The organism is Bradyrhizobium sp. USDA 4451, from assembly GCF_054822585.1.
In genome coordinates, this window is sequence record NZ_JBTRCH010000001.1 from 2508733 (window position 1) to 2527306 (window position 18574).

General features: G+C 65.0%; 15 protein-coding genes. 6 read left to right on the plus strand and 9 right to left on the minus strand.

The annotated features are described in order from the left end of the window. Nucleotides 1–79: 79 nt before the first annotated feature. The 3 genes from ACVMB0_RS11615 to lepA form a co-directional block, all read right to left on the minus strand. Nucleotides 80–1252, minus strand: a complete 1173-nt coding sequence (locus tag ACVMB0_RS11615; RefSeq protein WP_461346310.1) for an acyl-CoA dehydrogenase family protein — start codon at nt 1250–1252, stop codon at nt 80–82. Between the two features lie 302 nt (nt 1253–1554). After that, nucleotides 1555–1887, minus strand: a complete 333-nt coding sequence (locus tag ACVMB0_RS11620) for a hypothetical protein (protein WP_456750811.1) — start codon at nt 1885–1887, stop codon at nt 1555–1557. Nucleotides 1888–2091: 204 nt separating this feature from the next. Beyond that, complete coding sequence (gene lepA / locus ACVMB0_RS11625) at nt 2092–3903, minus strand: translation elongation factor 4 (RefSeq protein ID WP_018269553.1); 1812 nt, start codon at nt 3901–3903, stop codon at nt 2092–2094. Between the two features lie 162 nt (nt 3904–4065). On the opposite strand from lepA, the gene ACVMB0_RS11630 reads away from it, so the two are divergent. The 3 genes from ACVMB0_RS11630 to ACVMB0_RS11640 all read left to right on the plus strand — a co-directional run bounded on the left by ACVMB0_RS11630 (nt 4066) and on the right by ACVMB0_RS11640 (nt 8109). Next, entirely contained in the window at nt 4066–5436 is a 1371-nt protein-coding gene (locus ACVMB0_RS11630; RefSeq protein WP_461346311.1) for a YARHG domain-containing protein, read from the plus strand. After that, nucleotides 5437–6228 carry a M15 family metallopeptidase gene (locus tag ACVMB0_RS11635; protein ID WP_461346312.1) on the plus strand — a complete coding sequence of 264 codons (792 nt, stop codon included), beginning with the start codon at nt 5437–5439 and terminating at the stop codon, nt 6226–6228. Between the two features lie 267 nt (nt 6229–6495). Then, nucleotides 6496–8109 carry a glycosyltransferase family 39 protein gene (locus ACVMB0_RS11640; RefSeq protein ID WP_456750808.1) on the plus strand — a complete coding sequence of 538 codons (1614 nt, stop codon included), beginning with the start codon at nt 6496–6498 and terminating at the stop codon, nt 8107–8109. Nucleotides 8110–8396: 287 nt separating this feature from the next. Here the strand turns inward: ACVMB0_RS11640 and ACVMB0_RS11645 are convergent, their stop codons facing one another. The 5 genes from ACVMB0_RS11645 to ACVMB0_RS11665 form a co-directional block, all read right to left on the minus strand. After that, nucleotides 8397–8723 (minus strand): HPr family phosphocarrier protein, encoded by a 327-nt coding sequence (locus tag ACVMB0_RS11645; RefSeq protein WP_456750807.1) that lies wholly within the window; start codon nt 8721–8723, stop codon nt 8397–8399. Next, nucleotides 8720–9121: a PTS sugar transporter subunit IIA gene (locus ACVMB0_RS11650; protein ID WP_021076632.1), complete on the minus strand. Its 402-nt coding sequence runs from the start codon at nt 9119–9121 to the stop codon at nt 8720–8722. The genes ACVMB0_RS11645 and ACVMB0_RS11650 overlap by 4 nt, the downstream gene beginning before the upstream one ends. A 214-nt stretch (nt 9122–9335) precedes the next feature. Continuing rightward, the gene (locus ACVMB0_RS11655; protein ID WP_461346313.1) at nt 9336–9776 is read right to left on the minus strand and encodes an HPr kinase/phosphorylase; all 441 of its coding nucleotides are present in this window, start codon (nt 9774–9776) and stop codon (nt 9336–9338) included. After that, nucleotides 9773–11581: a stimulus-sensing domain-containing protein gene (locus tag ACVMB0_RS11660; protein ID WP_456750805.1), complete on the minus strand. Its 1809-nt coding sequence runs from the start codon at nt 11579–11581 to the stop codon at nt 9773–9775. Before ACVMB0_RS11660 ends, ACVMB0_RS11655 begins: the two co-directional genes overlap by 4 nt. A 110-nt stretch (nt 11582–11691) precedes the next feature. After that, a complete protein-coding gene (locus tag ACVMB0_RS11665) occupies nt 11692–12393 on the minus strand; it encodes a response regulator transcription factor (protein WP_016843287.1) in 702 nt (233 codons plus the stop codon). Between the two features lie 240 nt (nt 12394–12633). Here ACVMB0_RS11665 and ACVMB0_RS11670 point away from each other — a divergent pair, with 240 nt between their 5' ends. The 3 genes from ACVMB0_RS11670 (at nt 12634) to ACVMB0_RS11680 (ending at nt 17395) form a co-directional block, all read left to right on the plus strand. After that, nucleotides 12634–13368 (plus strand): HugZ family pyridoxamine 5'-phosphate oxidase, encoded by a 735-nt coding sequence (locus ACVMB0_RS11670; protein WP_456796799.1) that lies wholly within the window; start codon nt 12634–12636, stop codon nt 13366–13368. Nucleotides 13369–14175: 807 nt separating this feature from the next. Then, nucleotides 14176–15792 carry a phosphoenolpyruvate carboxykinase gene (locus ACVMB0_RS11675; protein WP_456796798.1) on the plus strand — a complete coding sequence of 539 codons (1617 nt, stop codon included), beginning with the start codon at nt 14176–14178 and terminating at the stop codon, nt 15790–15792. 271 nt (nt 15793–16063) lie between these two features. Beyond that, on the plus strand, nt 16064–17395 hold the full coding sequence (locus ACVMB0_RS11680; protein WP_461349595.1) for an IS1182 family transposase: 1332 nt from the start codon (nt 16064–16066) through the stop codon (nt 17393–17395). A gap of 125 nt (nt 17396–17520) precedes the next feature. On the opposite strand, the gene rocF is transcribed toward ACVMB0_RS11680, so the two are convergent. After that, the gene (gene rocF, locus ACVMB0_RS11685) at nt 17521–18498 is read right to left on the minus strand and encodes an arginase (RefSeq protein WP_461346314.1); all 978 of its coding nucleotides are present in this window, start codon (nt 18496–18498) and stop codon (nt 17521–17523) included. Nucleotides 18499–18574 lie beyond the last annotated feature (76 nt).

Sequence of the window (18574 nt, forward strand, 5' to 3'; positions counted from 1 at the left end):
GCGATGTCCGGTTCGGAGGCAGAGCCGACACGCCGGATGTATGAACACTCGCCCTGGTCTAATCCGACGTCACCGCGCCTTAGCGCGTCGTCGGCGGCGCTGCGAGATTGCCCGCCAGGATCGCCTTGCCGGCGTCCTCATACTGGGTGTCGCGGGCCTGGATCTGCTGCGCGATCGCGTGCATGTCGCGAAACCGCCGCTCGAACGGGTTCTTGGCGAACACCGCTGTCGCGCCCGACATGTGATAGGCGATGTCGACCACGGACGCCGACTGATGGATGGTCCAGGTCGAGGCGATGCGGATCGCGATCCGGTGCGCCTCGGTGATCGCGTCGCCGCGGGCGAGGTCGCTCCAGACCTCGCGGGCGGTCGCATAGAGATAGGCGCGCGCGGCGCGCAGGCTCGCCTCGGTGCGGCCGATCTGGCCCTGCACGGCGTTGTTGTCGCGCATCGCCTTCAGGCCCTGCGGGGTCTTAGCCCGGGCAAGCTCGGTCGCCGCCTCCAGCATGGCGCGGGCCACGCCGAGCGCGGTGGCGGCAAAGCCCATGCTGAACACCATGTTGGTGGAGAGCTTGTAGAGCGGCCCAGGCTCGCGGCATGCGGCCGGGTCGTCGCGCAGCGCGGCGAATTTCTCCGGAATGAAGAGGTTGTCGACCGAATAGGAATCGGTGCCGGTGCCCTTCAGGCCGATCACGTCCCAGACGTCGTACATTGTCGCAGATGACATCGGGAACAGGATGGTGCGGATCTCCGGCGAGCCGTCGGCCTTCTTGCGCGGCGAGCCATCAGCCTCGACGACACGGACATGGGCGCCGAGCCAGCTCGCCTGCCGCGAGCCCGAGGCGAAATCCCAGCGCGCATTGGCGCGGTAGCCGCCGGGCTCGGCGCGGACCTCATGGGCGATCGCGCCCCAGGCCAGGATGCCGGGCGCGGTGTTGAAGATCTCGTCGGCCGCGTCGGGTTCGAGATAGGCCGCGGTCATGGCGCAGACGCTGCACTGGCCGAGGCACCAGGCGGTCGAGGCGTCGGCCTTGGCGATCTCCTCCTGCATCTGCATGAACGAGTCCAGCGTCGCCTCGGCGCCGCCGAACCGCTTCGGCAGCAGCGCGCGATACAGCCCGTTCTCGATCAGTGCTGATGTGACAGCCGGCGTCAGCCGCCGCGTCCGTTCGATCTCGTCGGCTTCGGCAATGATCAGCGGCGCCAGCGCGCGTGCCCGCTCGACAAGGTCTACTCCCTGCGGCTTGTTCATGCGTGTCCTCGGCCCGTTCTGACATTCTTGTTGGGGGCGCGCGTGATGGTGGCTCATCCCAAAGGGGAGGGCAAGGCGGGATAGGCCCGACGCAGATCAGCTATCCGTCACCGATGCGCGCCGGGATGGCAAATGCGCCCGCGCTCAGGCGGCGGCGTGGAAGTCTGATGAGACGAGGTCGAGCTGGAGCGGCGTCAAAACTTCACCTCTCCCTTGGGAGAGGGCGATTGCGCAGCAAATCGGGTGAGGGGTTGCGGTCCATCGAGAGAGCAAGAGCTGCTTCAAGCAAAACTCATCGCGCCTCAGCCGCACTGCCAGGCCCGCCCGATCGGCGTCCAGGTCCAGCACGGGCCAAAACTGCCGCCATTGTAGCGGCCGCGGTAGAAGCCGGGGCGGCCGAAATAGTGCCAGTCGCCGCCATACCAATATTCCGGCGAATAGTCCGGGTAGCCACGGGCGGCGCCGCGCGGGCCGAACACCGGAATGGTTTCGTTGCGCGGCTGCCGGTAGCCGGGCAGGAAGCCATAGCCATGCCAGCGGGTGCTGCTGTGCCGCTTCTTCGAGGAGGCGGCTGCGCTCAGGTCAGGCTGCAGCAGTGCGAGGATGACGATCGAGAAGGTGAGAATGCGCAACATGCGCGGAGCTTAGTCGGGCCGCCCGGCGATGGCGATTCAAATCATGGTGCGTTTTGTTGCTGCGACAAGAATGAGCAACAGGTGCGGCAGCGCGTCGCGCTAGCCACCTCTCCGGCTCCTTTGCATGGGGTTGTTTTCGCGATTTTTGGTTGGGGCGGAACTAGCGTGGTTGCTGTCAGGCCGGCGACGGTCCGCGGACGCGCCTCAGCTATCCACCTTCAGCGCGGCAATGAAAGCTTCCTGCGGGATGTCGACCTTGCCGAACTGCCGCATCTTCTTCTTGCCTTCCTTCTGCTTCTCCAGAAGCTTGCGTTTGCGCGTGATGTCGCCGCCGTAGCATTTCGCGGTGACGTCCTTGCGCAGCGCGCGGACGGTTTCGCGCGCGATCACCTTGCCGCCGATCGCCGCCTGGATTGGGATCTGGAACATGTGCGGCGGGATCAGCTCCTTCATCTTCTCGACCATGGCGCGGCCGCGGCCTTCGGCGCGGGTCCGGTGCACCAGCATCGACAGCGCATCGACCGGCTCGGCATTGACCAGGATCTGCATCTTGACCAGATCGGCCGGCTTGTAGTCGGTCAGGTGATAGTCGAACGAGGCATAGCCCTTGGACACCGACTTCAGGCGGTCGTAGAAATCGAACACCACCTCGTTGAGCGGCAAATCGTATTTCACCATCGCGCGGGAGCCGACGTAAGTCAGCTCCTTCTGCGAGCCGCGGCGGTCCTGGCACAGCTTCAGGACGCTGCCGAGATATTCGTCGGGGGTGAGGATCGTCGCCTCGATCCACGGCTCCTCGATCTCGGCGATCTTGACCACGTCCGGCATGTCGACCGGGTTGTGGATCTCGAGCTCGGTGCCGTCGGTCAGCTTCATCTTGTAGATCACGCTCGGCGCCGTCGCGATCAGGTTGAGGTCGAACTCGCGCGACAGCCGCTCCTGGATGATCTCCAGATGCAATAGCCCGAGGAAGCCGCAGCGGAAGCCGAAGCCGAGCGCAGCGGAGGTCTCCATCTCGTAGGAGAAGCTGGCGTCGTTCAGCCTGAGCTTGCCCATCGCGGCGCGCAGCGTCTCGAAGTCGTTGGCGTCGACCGGGAACAGGCCGCAGAACACCACCGGGATCGCCGGCTTGAAGCCGGGCAGCATCTCGCTGATCGGCTTCCTGTCGTCGGTGATGGTGTCGCCCACTCTCGTGTCCGCGACTTCCTTGATCGCCGCGGTGATGAAGCCGATCTCGCCGGGACCGAGCTCCTCGACCTGCTCCATCTTCGGGGTGAAGAAGCCGACACGCTCGATGTCGTAGGCGGCACCCGTGCCCATCATGCGGATGCGGCTGCCCTTCTTCATCACGCCGTCGACGACGCGGATCAGCACCACGACGCCGAGATAGACGTCGTACCAGCTGTCGACCAGCAGCGCCTTCAAGGTCGCGTCGCGGTCGCCCTTCGGCGGCGGCAGGCGGGTGACGATCGCCTCCAGCACGTCGGGTACGCCGACGCCGGTCTTGGCCGAGATCATCACCGCGTCGGAGGCGTCGATGCCGATCACGTCCTCGATCTGCTGCTTCACCTTCTCGGGCTCGGCCGCGGGCAGGTCGACCTTGTTGAGGACCGGCACGATCTCGTGATTGTTGTCGAGCGCCTGGTAGACATTGGCGAGCGTCTGCGCCTCGACGCCCTGGCTGGCGTCGACCACCAGCAGGGAACCCTCGCAGGCCGCCAGCGACCGCGACACCTCGTAGGCGAAGTCGACGTGGCCGGGCGTGTCCATCAGATTGAAGATGTAATCCTTGCCGTCCTTGGCGCGGTAGTTCAGCCGGACGGTCTGCGCCTTGATGGTGATGCCGCGCTCGCGCTCGATATCCATCGAATCGAGCACCTGCTCCTTGCCCGCCATTTCGCGATCCGACAGGCCGCCCGTCATCTGGATCAGGCGGTCGGCCAGGGTCGACTTGCCATGGTCGATATGGGCGACGATGGAGAAGTTGCGGATGTTGGAAATCGGGGCAGTTGTCATGGGGCGCGGGATAGCATCCGCACCCCCGCGCGGGCAACCATATTGCGGTATTTTGCAGGGGTGTGACGGCGAATCACGGGGGTGTTTCCGGCAGGGTTGCAGTGATCGATTTCCGGGCATGTTTCTGCTAGGTCTGGCGGCCCGAAAATCGTGGATTTGACGATGCGCTGGACCCTTCTCGCCGCCGGATTGCTGACCATGCTGTTCGCGGCGCCCGCGGCTGCCGACAAGCGCGTGGCGCTGGTCGTCGGCAATTCGACCTATCAGAACGTGTCGCGGCTGCAGAATCCGAAGAACGACGCGCAGCTGGTGGCCGAGACGTTGCAGCGGCTCGGCTTTGCGCTGGTCGGCGGGCAGGCCCAGGTCGATCTCGACAAGGCCGGCTTCGATGGCGCGATCCAGCGCTTCGGCAGCCAGCTGATGGGCGCCGATGTCGCGCTGTTCTACTACGCCGGCCACGGCATCCAGGTGCGCGGCACGAACTATCTGGTGCCGGTCTCGGCGAACCCCACGCGCGAGGCCGATGTCGATTTCCAGATGGTCGATGTCGGGTTGGTGCTGCGGCAGATGGAAGGCGCGGGCACCCGGCTCAACATCGTCATCCTGGATGCCTGCCGGAATAATCCATTCGGCGGCCGCGGCCTGCGCGCCGCTGACGGCGGCCTCGCCCAGATCCGCGCGCCGGAGGGCACGCTGTTGTCCTATGCGACCCAGCCCGGCAACGTCGCGCTCGATGGCGATGACGGCCATAGTCCCTACACGCGCGCGCTGGTCGACACCATGCAGAAGCCGGGGCTCGACGTGTTGCAGGCGTTCAACCAGGTCGGCCTCGTCGTCAAGCGCGCCACCGGCAGCACGCAGCAGCCCTGGGTGTCGACCTCGCCGATCGATGGCTCGTTCTATTTTGCCGGCAACGCGCCCGCGCAGGTTGCGACCGCCGATCCGCCGGCGACGGTGATTCCGCCGCAGCAGAGCCTGCCGCCGCCGAGCACGCCTCCGACCGCGCCGCCGGTGGCGCGCACTCAATCGGACTTCATTATTCCGGATTCCGACAGCCGCCTGCTGTCGGAGTCCGATCTCAGGTCGCTCAGCAAGGACGACCTGCGGATTGCCCGCAATGAAATCTACGCGCGGCGCGGACGCTACTTCAACGCGCCGGACCTGACCGCGCGGTTCAGCAGGTTCGCCTGGTACGTGCCCCGCTCATGGGATCCGCCGCTCAACGCGGTCGAGATCGCCAATGTCGCGCTGATCGATCGCTTCGAATCCGGCGGCGCAGCGCCGAGCGGCTTCATCTTCCCGGATTCCGACCGGCGGCTCTTGACGCCGGCCGATCTGCGGTCGCTGTCGCGGGACGAATTGCGGATCGCGCGCAACGAGATCTTCGCGCGCCGCGGACGCTATTTCGATTCCGCCGATCTCAAGGCGTATTTCTCGCGCTTCGCGTGGTATGCGCCGAACAGCTGGAATCCGCGATTGAACGCGATCGAGGAGGCCAATGTCGCGCTGATCGATCAGGCCGGGAAGCGCTGAATGGCCGCGCGCGGGATCGCCTGCATTATTGCTCTGCTGGCGCTGCTGCCGCAGCTCGCGCACGCCGAGAGTAGCAGCGAACTGCTCGACCGCCTGGTGCGCGCCTATCCCGATGCGCTGTCCGGTCACGACGACACCACGATCACCTGGCGCGACGGCACGGTGATGCCGGTCGATGACGGCGTCTCCGACAAGTCGTTCGATCAACTCTTGCGCAATGCGTCGATCCTTGACCAGATGCGGCAGCCCTATCCGTCGGGGCCGTCAGCGCCGCCGGCTGTGAATGTCGATCCCGGCCGCTTCCGCAACGAGGCCTTTTTCAGGAAGATGTATGGCGACTGCAACACGGGTGAGGTCCGGCGGAACCTGGTGACGATCAGCTGGCTGCCGAAATCCTGGGGCAAGCCGGTCCAGGTCACGCGGGTCAACGGCATTGCCGAGCGGCTCAAGCAGGTCTCCGCCGAGATCGAGGCGCTCGATCCGGCCCTGCGCGCCGCGGCGTTTCCGATCGCGGGTGTGCTGTCTTGTCGCGCCGTCGCCGATACCGGCCGGATGAGCATGCATGGCTATGCGGCCGCGATCGACCTCAACCTGAAAGTCTCCGATTACTGGCTGTGGGCGGGCAAGGGGCGAGGCAAGGGAGAAAGCAAGAGCAAAACCATCCCCTACAAGAACCGGATGCCGCGGGAGATCGTCGACATCTTCGAGCGCCACGGCTTCATCTGGGGCGGCAAGTGGTATCACTACGATACCATGCACTTCGAGTACCGGCCGGAGCTTCTCGAAAAGTGAAGAGGCCGGCTGGAGCATGATCCGGAAAAATGTGCGGCGGCTTTCCGAAAGATCATGCTCAAAGCAAAGAGGTAGAGCGGGTCGAAGAAAAGTCATCCCGCTCTGGACGCATTCTCACGCCAAGCTGATTTCACTGGCCACAAAAACGCGCTAAAGGGCGCTGAAGTGCTGGTGAGCATTCACTCATCGCGCGTCCGCTTCCACTCGGTATGATCCCTCCGGAAAGCCACCTTCGACTTTTTCCGGGTCATGCCTCAGGCACAGGCCATGTCGACCGTTTCCACGCTTCCTGCCGCAAGGCGCTCCACCCGCAGGCTGACGATCCGGCGGATCGCCGCCTGGATTGCTTCGCGCGCCATCGATCCCAAGACCGGCCTGTGGTTCGTGATCGGCTTCGCACTGGTTCACGCGGTGCTGTGGACGCTGATCCTGGTCAAGCTCAAGGCCGCGCAGGACGTCCATATGGATGTCGCGGAGGCCTATGCCTGGGGCCAGCGCTTCCTGCTCGGCTATGGCAAGCATCCGCCGCTGTCGGGCTGGATCGCAGGGGTCTGGTTCAGGATATTCCCGGTCACCAACTGGTCGACCTATGCGCTTGCGATGGCGACCGTCAGCTTCGCGCTGGTGGTGTGCTGGCTGATCGCGCTGCGCGTGATCGATCGCCGCCGCGCGTTCTTCATGGTGGTGATGCTCGCGCTCTACCCGATCTTCAATTTCAAGGGCTTCAAATACAACGCCGACCTCGCGCAGCTGGTGCCGCTGCCGCTCTTGGTGCTGGCCTATCTGAACGCGTTCGAGAAGCGCAGCTTCAAGTCGGGTCTCTGGCTCGGCTTCGCCGGCATGCTGGCGCTGATGACCAAGTATTGGGTGGTGACGATGATCGGCGCCATCGGGCTCGCCGCGCTGATCCATCCGCAGCGCAGTCAATTCCTGCGCTCGCCGGCGCCGTGGGTTGCGATCGGCACTATGCTCGTGGCGATGATTCCGCATCTGGTCTGGTTGGAGGAGGTGAATTTCGTCCCGTTCACCTATGCCGGCGATGTCTACGCGCTGTCGAGCCGCGCGCTCAACGTCCAGCTCGTGATCGGCTATGTCATGCACAATCTCGGGCTGCTTGCGATTCCAACCGCGCTCGGCCTCGTCGCACTGCTGTTGGGGGCGGTGCCGTGGCGGCCGTCGGACGTGCTGGCGCGGATCTGGTCGCGCGGGCCTAATCCCGCCGTCAACCTTCCGCAGGCGCTCAACGTCTGGATCATCCAGGCGATCGTCGCGATCGGGCCGCCGCTCGGCGCGCTGGCATTCACCGTTTACATCAAGACCGATTGGGGCATCCCGCTGTTCTTCCTGGTGCCGCTTGCGCTGGTTGCGATCCCCTCGCTCAGAATCCCGCGCATGGCGCTGTTCTCGATCGTTGCGGTCTGGTTCGTGGCCACGATGGTCACGCTGATCGCCGCGCCCAGCATCGCGACGCAGGAGATCGCGTCCAATCATGCCAGCGGCTCGACCTACGCCGCGCGCTCCGAGCTCGCGCGCGAGCTGACCGAGACCTGGCAGGCCAAATTCCATTCGCGCTGGGCGGTGGTGGTCGCGCGGTCCGACATCGGCGAGCCGATGACGTTCTACAGCCCGGATCATCCGGCCTCGCTGGTGCCAGGCGAGGCATGGACTTCGGGGCTGACGTCGCTCGACGAGGCCAAGCGTCTCGGCTTCATCGGCATCTGCGACACCACCGATCCGGTGTTCCTCAAGCCCTGCGAGGCGTGGATGGCCGAGCATGCCAAGGATGCCGAGCCGCTGGTGATGACCACCATGCGCTTCTTCAACGGCCATCCCGGTCCGTCGACGGCGTGGAAGGTCTACCTGGTGCCGCCGGCGAAGTAGTCGTTGCCGGACATCAGTGCCGATTCCGTCGTCCTGAGGGACTGTGACGCTTTCGTCGCCGTCATTGCGAGCGAAGCGAGGCAATCCATTTCTCCACTTGCGGCGCGATGGATTGCTTCGCTTCGCTCGCAATGACGCGGATAGGGTTGTACGCACCGTCATCCTGAGGTGCGAGCGGAGCGAGCCTCGAAGGATGAATCGGCCACCGCCGAGGCCGTGCATCCTTCGAGACGCGCTTCGCGCTCCTCAGGATGACGGTGATAGGCTTTCGCTCAGCGTAGCGGCGCTTACGTGCCTTCCTCGTTGAACTTGCTGGCGACGAGCTCGGCGATGGCATCCAGCGCCTGCTGCGCTTCGTCGCCTTTCGCGGAGACCACGACCGTGGTGCCGGGTCCGGCGGCGAGCATCATCAGGCCCATGATCGAGGTGCCGCCGACGGTCTCGCCGCCGCGCGTCACCCAGATCTCGGCGTTGAAGCGCTCGACCAGCTGGACGAATTTCGCCGAGGCCCGCGCATGCAGGCCGCGCTTGTTGACGATCAGGAGTTCGCGCGAGATGGCGCCCGCTGGCACGCCCGGGCCGACATGGTTTGCGCCCGCGGCCTCGTCGCTCATTTGCCTGCGAGAACGCGGCTGGCGATGGTGACGTATTTGCGGCCGGCTTCCTGCGCCATCGCGATCGCGTCGGGCAGCGAACGCTCCTCGCGAACCTTGGCAAGCTTGACCAGCATGGGAAGATTAATGCCCGCGAGCACTTCCACCTTCGGGCGGCTCATGCAGGAGATCGCAAGGTTCGACGGCGTGCCGCCGAACATGTCGGTGAGGATCGCAACGCCGTCGCCGCTATCGACGCGGTTCACCGCTTCGATGATGTCGCTTCGACAGAGATCGGAATCGTCTTCGGCCCCGATCGTAATCGCTTCAATTTGTTTCTGCGGACCCATGACGTGTTCGAGCGCCGCTCTGAACTCGTCGGCAAGGCGCCCATGGGTCACCAGCACTAGACCAATCATCGGAAACTCCTCGCGGGCGCCCTTTGGTGCACCGCACGAACGCGCCACTTTGACCATCCAGAGGCCCTGCGCAAGAGGGCATCTTGGCTAGTCTCCCGGTTCCTGGCGGTAGAGAGGGGAGGCTGCGCCGGCAAAATCCGACGCGATAGTGGATGTGATATGGTTACCAATTCCCTTCCCACAATTGGCCGCAAGATTACGGGACCATGAACTTTCAGGTTGTCGTCAGCGCAGCGACAACCAGCGGCAGGGGTTGGAAGCCTGCGGCTACAGGAATTCGGGGTAATATAATGCCATTAAAGCATGCCGTGAGCGCTTCGGGCGGCGGCAGCCGCTCGGCATCGTCGGCGGCCAGGTCGACGACCAGGCCGACCACGGCCTCGCCGGCGAACGGACAATGGCGGATTCCGAGGCCTCGGACCTCGATCAGACCGGCCAATTGCTGGGCCGGACGAACCCACAATTGTTCGCCGGCTGTGTCGAGATGGACACGGTCATCCCCCACCAAAATGGCCGGCGGGAGCGCTCCGGTGCGACCGGCGAGAATCAGATCGAAGGCCAGCCGCGACTTGCCGGCGCCCGACGGGCCGCGGATCAGCACCGCACGCTCGCCGACCAGAACGGCGGAGGCGTGCACGCTGGAATTGTCGCTCATAGTGTCGGCAGCCTGACCACGAAACGTGCGCCGGCCACGGTGGGATTGCCGTCCTCGTCCGCGGGACCCGGACGGTTCTCGGCCCAGATCCGCCCGCCATGGGCTTCGATGATCTGCTTGGAGATCGAAAGCCCGAGGCCGGAGTTCTGGCCAAAGCCTTGATGCGGCCGGTCGGTGTAGAAGCGCTCGAAGATCCGCTCCAGCGCGTCCTCGCCGATGCCGGGACCGTCGTCGTCGACCACGATCTCGACCTCGCCGCGGGTGCGGCGGCAGACGATGCGCACCTTGTCGCCCGGCTTGGAGAACGATTGCGCGTTCGACAGCAGGTTCGAGATCACCTGGCCGAGCCGGGAATCGTGCCCGGGCACCGAGAGCGTGTCGGTCGGCCCGCGGCCCTCGAAGCGCACCTCGACGGCGACGTCGTGGCCGAGCCGCGTCTCGTTGGCGACGCCGGTCAGCGTGGTCAGCAGCCGCCGCAGGTCGACCGCCGCCATGTCCTGGCGCTGCAATTCGGCATCGAGCCGGCTCGCGTCCGAGATGTCGGAGATCAGGCGGTCGAGCCGCTTGACGTCATGCTCGATCACGGCGAGCAGCCGCGCGCGGCTGTTCTCGTTGCGCGCCAGCGGCAGCGTTTCGACCGCAGATCGCAGCGAGGTCAGCGGGTTCTTCAGCTCGTGGGCGACATCGGCGGCGAACATCTCGATCGCCTCGATGCGGCTGTAGAGCGCGTTGGTCATGTCGCGCAGCGCGCCGGAGAGATGGCCGATCTCGTCGCGGCGGCCGGTGAAGTCGGGAATCTCGACGCGGGTCTGGATGCGGTGACGGACCCGCTCGGCGCTTTCGGCGAGCCGTCGCACCGGGCCTGCGATCGTGCTCGCCAGCAGCAGCGACAGCATGATCATGACCGCGGAGGCGACCCCGCCGATCTTGAGGATGGCGAGGCGCTCCGACATCACCAGCTGGTCGATGTCGTCGCCCTGCGTGGTCAGCATCAACGCGCCGCGGACGGCGCGGAAATGCTGCACCGGTACGGCGACCGACACGATGATCGCGCCGCGATCGGTGACGCGCACGGCGCTGCTGTTCATGCCCTCGAGCGATTGCGCGACTTCGGAATAGCCCTTGCCGCCCTCGGGGCCGAGCTCGCGATAGATCGGCAGGTCGCCGCGGTTGAGCCAGGTCTTGATGGTGGCCTTGGTCTTCTCGTAGAACGACGGCTTTTCCGACGGCGGCGGCAGCTCCATGCGCAGCACGTCGCCGCGCGCGAACAGGTTGCGGCTGTCGAGGATCAGCCCGCCATCGCGATCGAAGATGCGGGCCCGCGTCTTGGTCGGCGCGATCAGGCGGCGCAGCACCGGCGCGACCCGCTCGGGATTGATCGGGAAGTCGGCCGATTCATCCGGCTGGCCATAACTCTCGCCGGGCTTGAGATCGAGCAGCCGGTCGGGATCGATGGTGACGGTGTTGCCTTCGACGGTCGCGGACGCCGCGATCGCCTCCGAGATGATCTCGGCATAGACCAGAAGGCTCTGGGTCCGCGCCTCGATCAGGCCGGCGCGGAATTGCGAGAGATAGAGGATGCTTGCGACCAGCGCGACGAGGCCGGCGAGGTTGAGCGAGACGATGCGGCGCGTCAGGCTCGAGAACGACAGCGCGAAGAAGAACTGACCGGCGCGGCGCAGCCAGCCGAGCGGCCGGCGCCAGCCCTTGTCCCGCGCCAGATCGTCGGCCACGACCTCTTGATCGAGGAGCTGTGAGGCGTCCTCGGTGGTCTGGCCTTGCTCGAGCTGCGTTCGATCAAGCACTGGCAAAGCTGCCGGTTGGTATGGGTGGCGTCCCGCGAAGCAGATGTTTGCCCGAGCTTACCCCAGCCGTGCGGAGCCTGTCAGTTAACAAGCTTCCCGGGAGGTGCAGATCAGGCTTCCTTGAAGCGATAACCGACGCCATACAGCGTCTCGATCATCTCGAAGTCGTCGTCGACCACCTTGAACTTCTTGCGCAGCCGCTTGATGTGGCTGTCGATGGTGCGGTCGTCGACATAGACCTGGTCGTCATAGGCCGCGTCCATCAGCGCGTTGCGGCTCTTCACCACGCCGGGGCGGGTGGCGAGCGCCTGCAGGATCAGGAATTCGGTCACGGTGAGCGTCACCGGCTCGTTCTTCCAGGTGCAGGTGTGGCGCTCCGGATCCATCCGCAGCAGGCCGCGGTCGAGCGCGCGGGCGTCCGGCTCCTTCGGCGCGGCGGTCGGATCCTTCGGCTGGCCGCGACGGAGCACGGCCTTGACGCGTTCGACCAGCAGGCGCTGCGAGAACGGCTTGCGGATGAAATCGTCCGCGCCCATTTTCAGGCCGAACAATTCGTCGATCTCCTCATCCTTCGAGGTGAGGAAGATCACCGGCAGGTCGGACTTCTGGCGCAGCCGGCGCAGCGTTTCCATGCCGTCCATGCGCGGCATCTTGATATCGAGGATCGCAAGATCGGGCGGCGACGTGCGAAATCCATCCAGCGCCGACGCACCGTCCGTGTAGGTCATGATGCGGTAGCCTTCGGCTTCAAGCGCGATCGAGACCGAAGTGAGAATGTTGCGGTCGTCGTCGACCAAGGCGATTGTGGGCATGAGCTGCTTTCACAATGAGAGTGGCTTAAACGGCGGGCACTCGGGCAACGCGCCGTGGAAATGGGCTTCGAACGCGGTCAACGAGCAATGCAAGCTGGGCTGAAGTGTGACCGAGTTCCGCAAAAATACGCTTCTGCGACCCATGCGATGGACCCCATATACCACCCTGAGATTATGAAAACAGGCCCTTTTTTCATGCGGAACCGGCCTGTTTTGCCCCCAAAATGACCCGATAGGCCCATGCAACCGACCGTCGACTTCGATCCTGCCCACCTTGCCCGCTCGCTGCTGCGCCGCAGCCGCCAGGGCGCGCTCGCCACGTTGATGGCGGGATCCGGTGATCCCTATTGCTCGCTGGTCAATCTGGCGAGCCATCCCGACGGCTCGCCGATCCTGCTGATCTCCCGGCTGGCGCTGCACACCAGGAATATCCTGACCGACAGCCGGGTGTCGCTGATGCTGGACGAGCGCGCCGAGGGTGATCCGCTGGAGGAGGCCCGGATCATGCTGGCGGGGCGGGCAGAGGAGGTCGCCGACGCCGAGCGCGAGCTCGTGCAACGGCGCTATCTCGGCGCCCAGCCATCGGCGGAAGCCTTTGTGGAATTTAAGGATTTCTCGTTTTTCGTGATTCGGCCGAGCGGCGCCCATCTGGTCGCCGGGTTCGGCCGCATCGTCGACCTCAAGCCCACGCAATTCCTGACCGATCTCGCCGGGGCCGACGCGCTGCTGGAGGCCGAGGCGGGCGCGGTGGCGCATATGAATGAGGATCACCGCGAGGCCATGAACCTCTACGCCACCCGGTTGCTCGGCGCTGACCGTGCCGACTGGCTCTGCACCGGCTGCGATCCCGACGGCATGGACATGCAGGCCGGCCGCGCCACGCTGCGGCTCGATTTCCCCGAGCGCGTCAGCAACGGCACCGAGCTGCGCAAAATGCTGGTGCGGCTCGCCGGCGAGGCGCGCGCCAAGACATAGACCCAGGACTTAAACCTCGGGGATCGCGAGGCCCGTGCCCGACGAGGCATGGTGTCGCATGGCCGCGGCGGCATGTGCGTTTGTCGAAGCGTGTCATCCGATCACGCGGCGATCGGCATTGCGGGCGTCTGATAGCGCGATCATGTCGTGCCGGCGCGTCGATGATGCACGAGCAAGACGTGTTGGTTGCGTTACCATCGATCGTGATGGTTCAGCGATCGTCGATCGCCGAACCTCGCGGAACATTCGACGTTGCCGCGCATTGAAGTGACCCAGCCTCGATGGGTATTGAGCCCGATCAAATCTGCTGGTCCGCAGCTCAACGCTGACGATGGTGCTCGCCGCGTGCAACGCGATCGTGGACGACATGCCGGCGCTTCGCAATGCTGCATCAACTCGCGGCCGCCTTTCTCGATGACACATCCTCAGCGCGAAATGCATACCCGGCATTCTCGCTGCCTTTTGCTTGGCACGATGCGGGGCATACGATGATCGCTGGCACCCTTTGTGCATCGCAATGCCTTGTTCGCAGCGGGAAAGACGGCGAAACGCCGCCCGAGCGCTGCGAAAAGAACGAGAAAACGAAAGCAAAGCGAAAGCGTTTCGCGCTGCGGTATTCGAGCCAGATGATGCGTCCGCCTTGGAATAAACCAAAAGCCGTTCGACTGGCTTGGCAAGCCCGGCGATCCCCACTATTAGGTCGCCGGACCGGGGCCGAGAGGCTATATTCTGATGAAGGTCACCGCGGCGGGGCGCGATTAGCAACATTCGCGCGAACAAGGATACGCGGGTTCGAGGAGGTTCTTCGTGCAAGAGACGGGCGTGCATAACGGTGCCTTCGGTGCCGACAAATTCGGCTTAAAAAATCTCAAGGGCGTGCACTGGAACTACGGCGCGCCTCAGCTCTACGAGCATTCGTTGCGCAATGGCGAAGCGGTGCTCTCGGCCGATGGCGCGCTCTGCGCCGACACCGGTGAGTTCACCGGCCGCAGCCCGAAGGACAAATTCACCGTTCGCGACGGCCTGACCGACAAGAGCATGTGGTGGGCCGGCAACCAGTCGATCACCTCGGAGCAGTTCGCAACGCTGCATGCCGACTTCCTCAAGCATGCCGAAGGCATGACGCTGTTCGCGCAGGATCTCTACGGTGGCGCCGATCCGAAGCATCGCATCAAGACGCGCGTCTTCACCGAGCTCGCCTGGCACTCGCTGTTCATCCGCACGCTGCTCATCCGCCCCGAGGCCTCGGAGCTCGCGAGCTTCGTGCCCGAGCTCACCATCATCGACCTGCCGAGCTTCCGCGCCGATCCGAAACGTCATGGCTGCAAGTCGGAGAACGTCGTCGCGATCGATTTCGCCCGCAAGATCGTCCTGATCGGCGGGTCTTATTATGCCGGCGAGATGAAGAAGAGCGTGTTCACCACGCTGAACTTCTACCTGCCCGAGAAGGGTGTGATGCCGATGCACTGCTCGGCCAATGTCGGCCCCGACGGCGACACCGCGATCTTCTTCGGCCTGTCCGGCACCGGCAAGACCACGCTGTCGGCCGATCCCAAGCGCACGCTGATCGGCGACGACGAGCATGGCTGGAGCGAGGACGGCGTCTTCAATTTCGAAGGCGGCTGCTACGCCAAGTGCATCAAGCTGTCGGGCGAAGCCGAGCCGGAGATCTACGCCGCCAGCAAGCGCTTCGGCGCGGTGCTGGAAAACGTCGTGCTCGGCGTCAATGATCGCGTGCCCGATTTCGACGACGGCTCCAAGACCGAGAACACCCGCTCGGCCTATCCGCTCGATTTCATCCCGAACGCCTCGCGCACCGGGCGCGCGCCGCATCCGAAAAACGTGGTGATGCTCGCCGCCGACGCCTTCGGCGTGATGCCGCCGATCGCCAAGCTGACGCCGGCGCAGGCGATGTATCACTTCCTGTCCGGCTACACCGCGAAGGTCGCCGGCACCGAGCGTGGTCTCGGCAACGAGCCGCAGCCGGAATTCTCCACCTGCTTCGGTTCGCCGTTCCTGCCGCGCGATCCTTCGGTCTATGGCAATCTGCTCCGCGAGCTAATCGCCAAGCACAATGTCGATTGCTGGCTGGTCAACACCGGCTGGACCGGCGGCAAGTACGGCACCGGCCGCCGCATGCCGATCAAGGTGACGCGCGCGCTGCTCACCGCCGCGCTGAACGGCTCGCTTCGCAACGCCGACTTCCGCACCGACAAGTATTTCGGCTTCGCGGTGCCGACCTCGCTGCCGGGCGTCGAGCCGCACATCCTCGATCCGATCAAGACCTGGGCCGACAAGGCCGAATTCGACAAGACCGCGCGTGCGCTGGTCGGCATGTTCGCGAAGAACTTCGCGAAGTTCGAAGCGCAGGTCGACGCCGAAGTCCGCGCCGCCGCGCCGGAAGTGAAGCTCGCGGCGGAGTAAATCGCGCAAACGGGATGCGATCTGAAAAGGCGGCCCGCGTGGCCGCCTTTTTGTTTTGATTTCTTCATGGCGCTATGCGGCGATATCTATCCCCGTCATCCTGAGGAGAGCGCAGCGCGTCTCGAAGGATGAACGGCCAGCCGTCGACCCTTCGAGACGCGCGCAAGTGCGCGCTCCTCAGAGGGTGTGATTTTTTTGGGGTTTCAGCGAGCATTATAGCCGAAAGCCGGCGCGGTGTGATTCTCTGGCGATGATGGATTCGCGGGAGGTGATGTTGGCTGCCGATGAGTTGTTTGGGGACCTGCCGGAGCAGGCGAAGCCACCAGTCGAAGCGGGCTTGCCCGGCGCTCCGCGGCTGCGTGAGCCCCAGCGCGACCAGATTGCGCTGCGAGCGGTTGATATTGAGAGCCTGATCGGGGAAGACCATCCGGTGCGGCTGATCTGGTCTTATGTCGAAGAGCTTGATCTGAGTGAGTTGGAGGACCGGATCAAGGCTCGCGGCGATCGTCCCGGTCACCCCGCGACCTCGCCCCGGCTTTTGCTGGCGCTGTGGCTCTATGCCGCCAGCGAAGGCGTTGGCAGCGCGCGGGCGTTGGAGCGGCTGTGCGAGAGCCACGATGCCTATCGCTGGCTGTGCGGCGGGGTGTCGGTGAACTATCACCTGCTGGCGGACTTCCGGGTCGGCAACGCCGATCTGCTTGACCGACTGCTCAGTGAGCATCTGGCAGCGTTGGCAAAGGCCGGTCTCGTCGATCTGGAGACCTTGGCGCAGGATGGCATGCGGGTCCGGGCCAGCGCCGGGGCCGCCTCGTTCCGGCGCGAGGCGACGCTGGATAAGCATTTGGCGCAGGCTGAGGCCGTGGTGGAAGACCTCAAGCGCGAGGTCGACACACGCTCGGACGCCAGCAATAAGCGTGCCCAGGCAGCCAAGGAGCGGGCCGCGCGGGAACGCAGCGCGCGGGTGAAGGCGGCGCAGACGGCGCTCGCCGAGATCAAGCAGCAGCGCAAGGAGCGCGAAGAAAGTCGCAGCAACGGCAAGACGCCGAAGGAGCCGCGGGCCTCCACGACGGACGCCTATGCACGGGTCATGAAGATGGCGAACGGCGGCTTCCGCCCCGCCTACAACGTGCAGGTGACGAGCGTGGCCGGGGAGCAGATCGTCGTCGACACCAGAATTTGCAACATCGGATCCGATCGCGGCCTGATGCGTCCCATGCTGGAGCGGCAGCGTGCGCGGCCCGGAGGGTTGCCCAAGGACCATCTCGTCGATGGCGGCTTTGGCAGTGCCGAGGACATCGAATGGGCCTATGCCGAGGGCATCGATATCTTTTGTCCGCCCACTCAATCCAAGCACGGTACCGATCCCTATCTACCGCGGCGCGGCGACGGTCCGGGGGTGTTGGCCTGGCGTGCGCGAATGGCGAGCGAAGAGGGCAAGGCCCGATACAGGTCCCGGTCGATCTGCGAGTGCATCCATGCCCGCTGGCGCAATTGGGACCTGCGGCAATTGACCGTGCGCGGCATCGAAAAGGTCCGTGCCGTCGTGCTCTGGTACGCCCTCGTCAACAACATCCTGCAAGGCAACCGCCTCTCCAGAGCCTAAACAACGGGTCATCGCCGAACTCGAACTCAAACCTGCCAATTGCTGCGACGAACAGCCGCCAAAAACTCCGCAGGAGCCGAATCCGTCACAAGCTCTCAGGGTGACGGGTCTGGAGTGCGGATTCGCTACTCGCCCATCTCCGGCAGCACGGCGTTGCTCGGCGTCTGCCTGTCCGTAATCTGCAAACCGAACAGGCTGCCGATCAACTCCACCGCGACGCGCGCGGTGCGGCCGCGTTCGTCGAGGAACGGATTGAGCTCGACGATGTCGAGCGAGCGCACCAGCCCGGAATCGTGCAGCAGCTCCATGATGAGATGGGCTTCGCGATAGGTCGCGCCGCCCGGCACCGTGGTGCCGACGCCGGGCGCGATGTCCGGATCGAGGAAGTCGACGTCGAACGAGACATGCAGCACGCCGTTCTTCGCCCTGACGCGTTCGATGACGCGGCGGGTCAGCACGGCGACGCCGAACTCGTCGATCTGGCGCATGTCCGCGATCGACACGTTGCGCTGCCGCAGCAGCTTGCGCTCCAGCGGGTCGACCGAGCGGGTGCCGATCAGGTCGAGCTGATCCGGCGGGATCGAGGCGCGCGGCAGCCCGCCGAGCAGATCGTCGAGGCCGGGCTCGCCGCACAGGAAGGCCGCCGACATGCCGTGCATGTTGCCGGTGATGGTGGTGGCCGGGGTGTTGTAGTCGGCATGCGCGTCGACCCACAGCGCAAACAGCGGCCGGCCCTTCTCCTTCCAGTAGCGCGCGACGCCGTTGATCGAGCCCATCGACAGCGAGTGATCGCCGCCCATGAAGATCGGGATCGCGCCGGAATGCGCCAGCCAGTAGGCGCGCTCGGACAGCGCGCGGGTCCAGGTCTTCACCTCGTCGTAGAATCTGGTGTTGGCCGGCGCCGGGCCGTCGGCTGTGACCTGCGGGATCGCAAGATTGCCGTGGTCGTCAACCTGGAAGTCGAGCTGCTCGAGCAGGCGCGCGATGCCCGCGGTGCGCAGCGCGTCCGGTCCCATCAGCGGGCCGGCCTGCGAGGCGCCGATCTCGATCGGAACGCCGAGCAGCGCGATGCGCGAGGGCTTTGACGTGTCGGCTTCGGACATGCAGCAATGCTCCCAAGGTGTGGAACAGCAGCGACGTGCCAATGTTCCCTCAACCCCTGAAATAGGCAATGCGGTC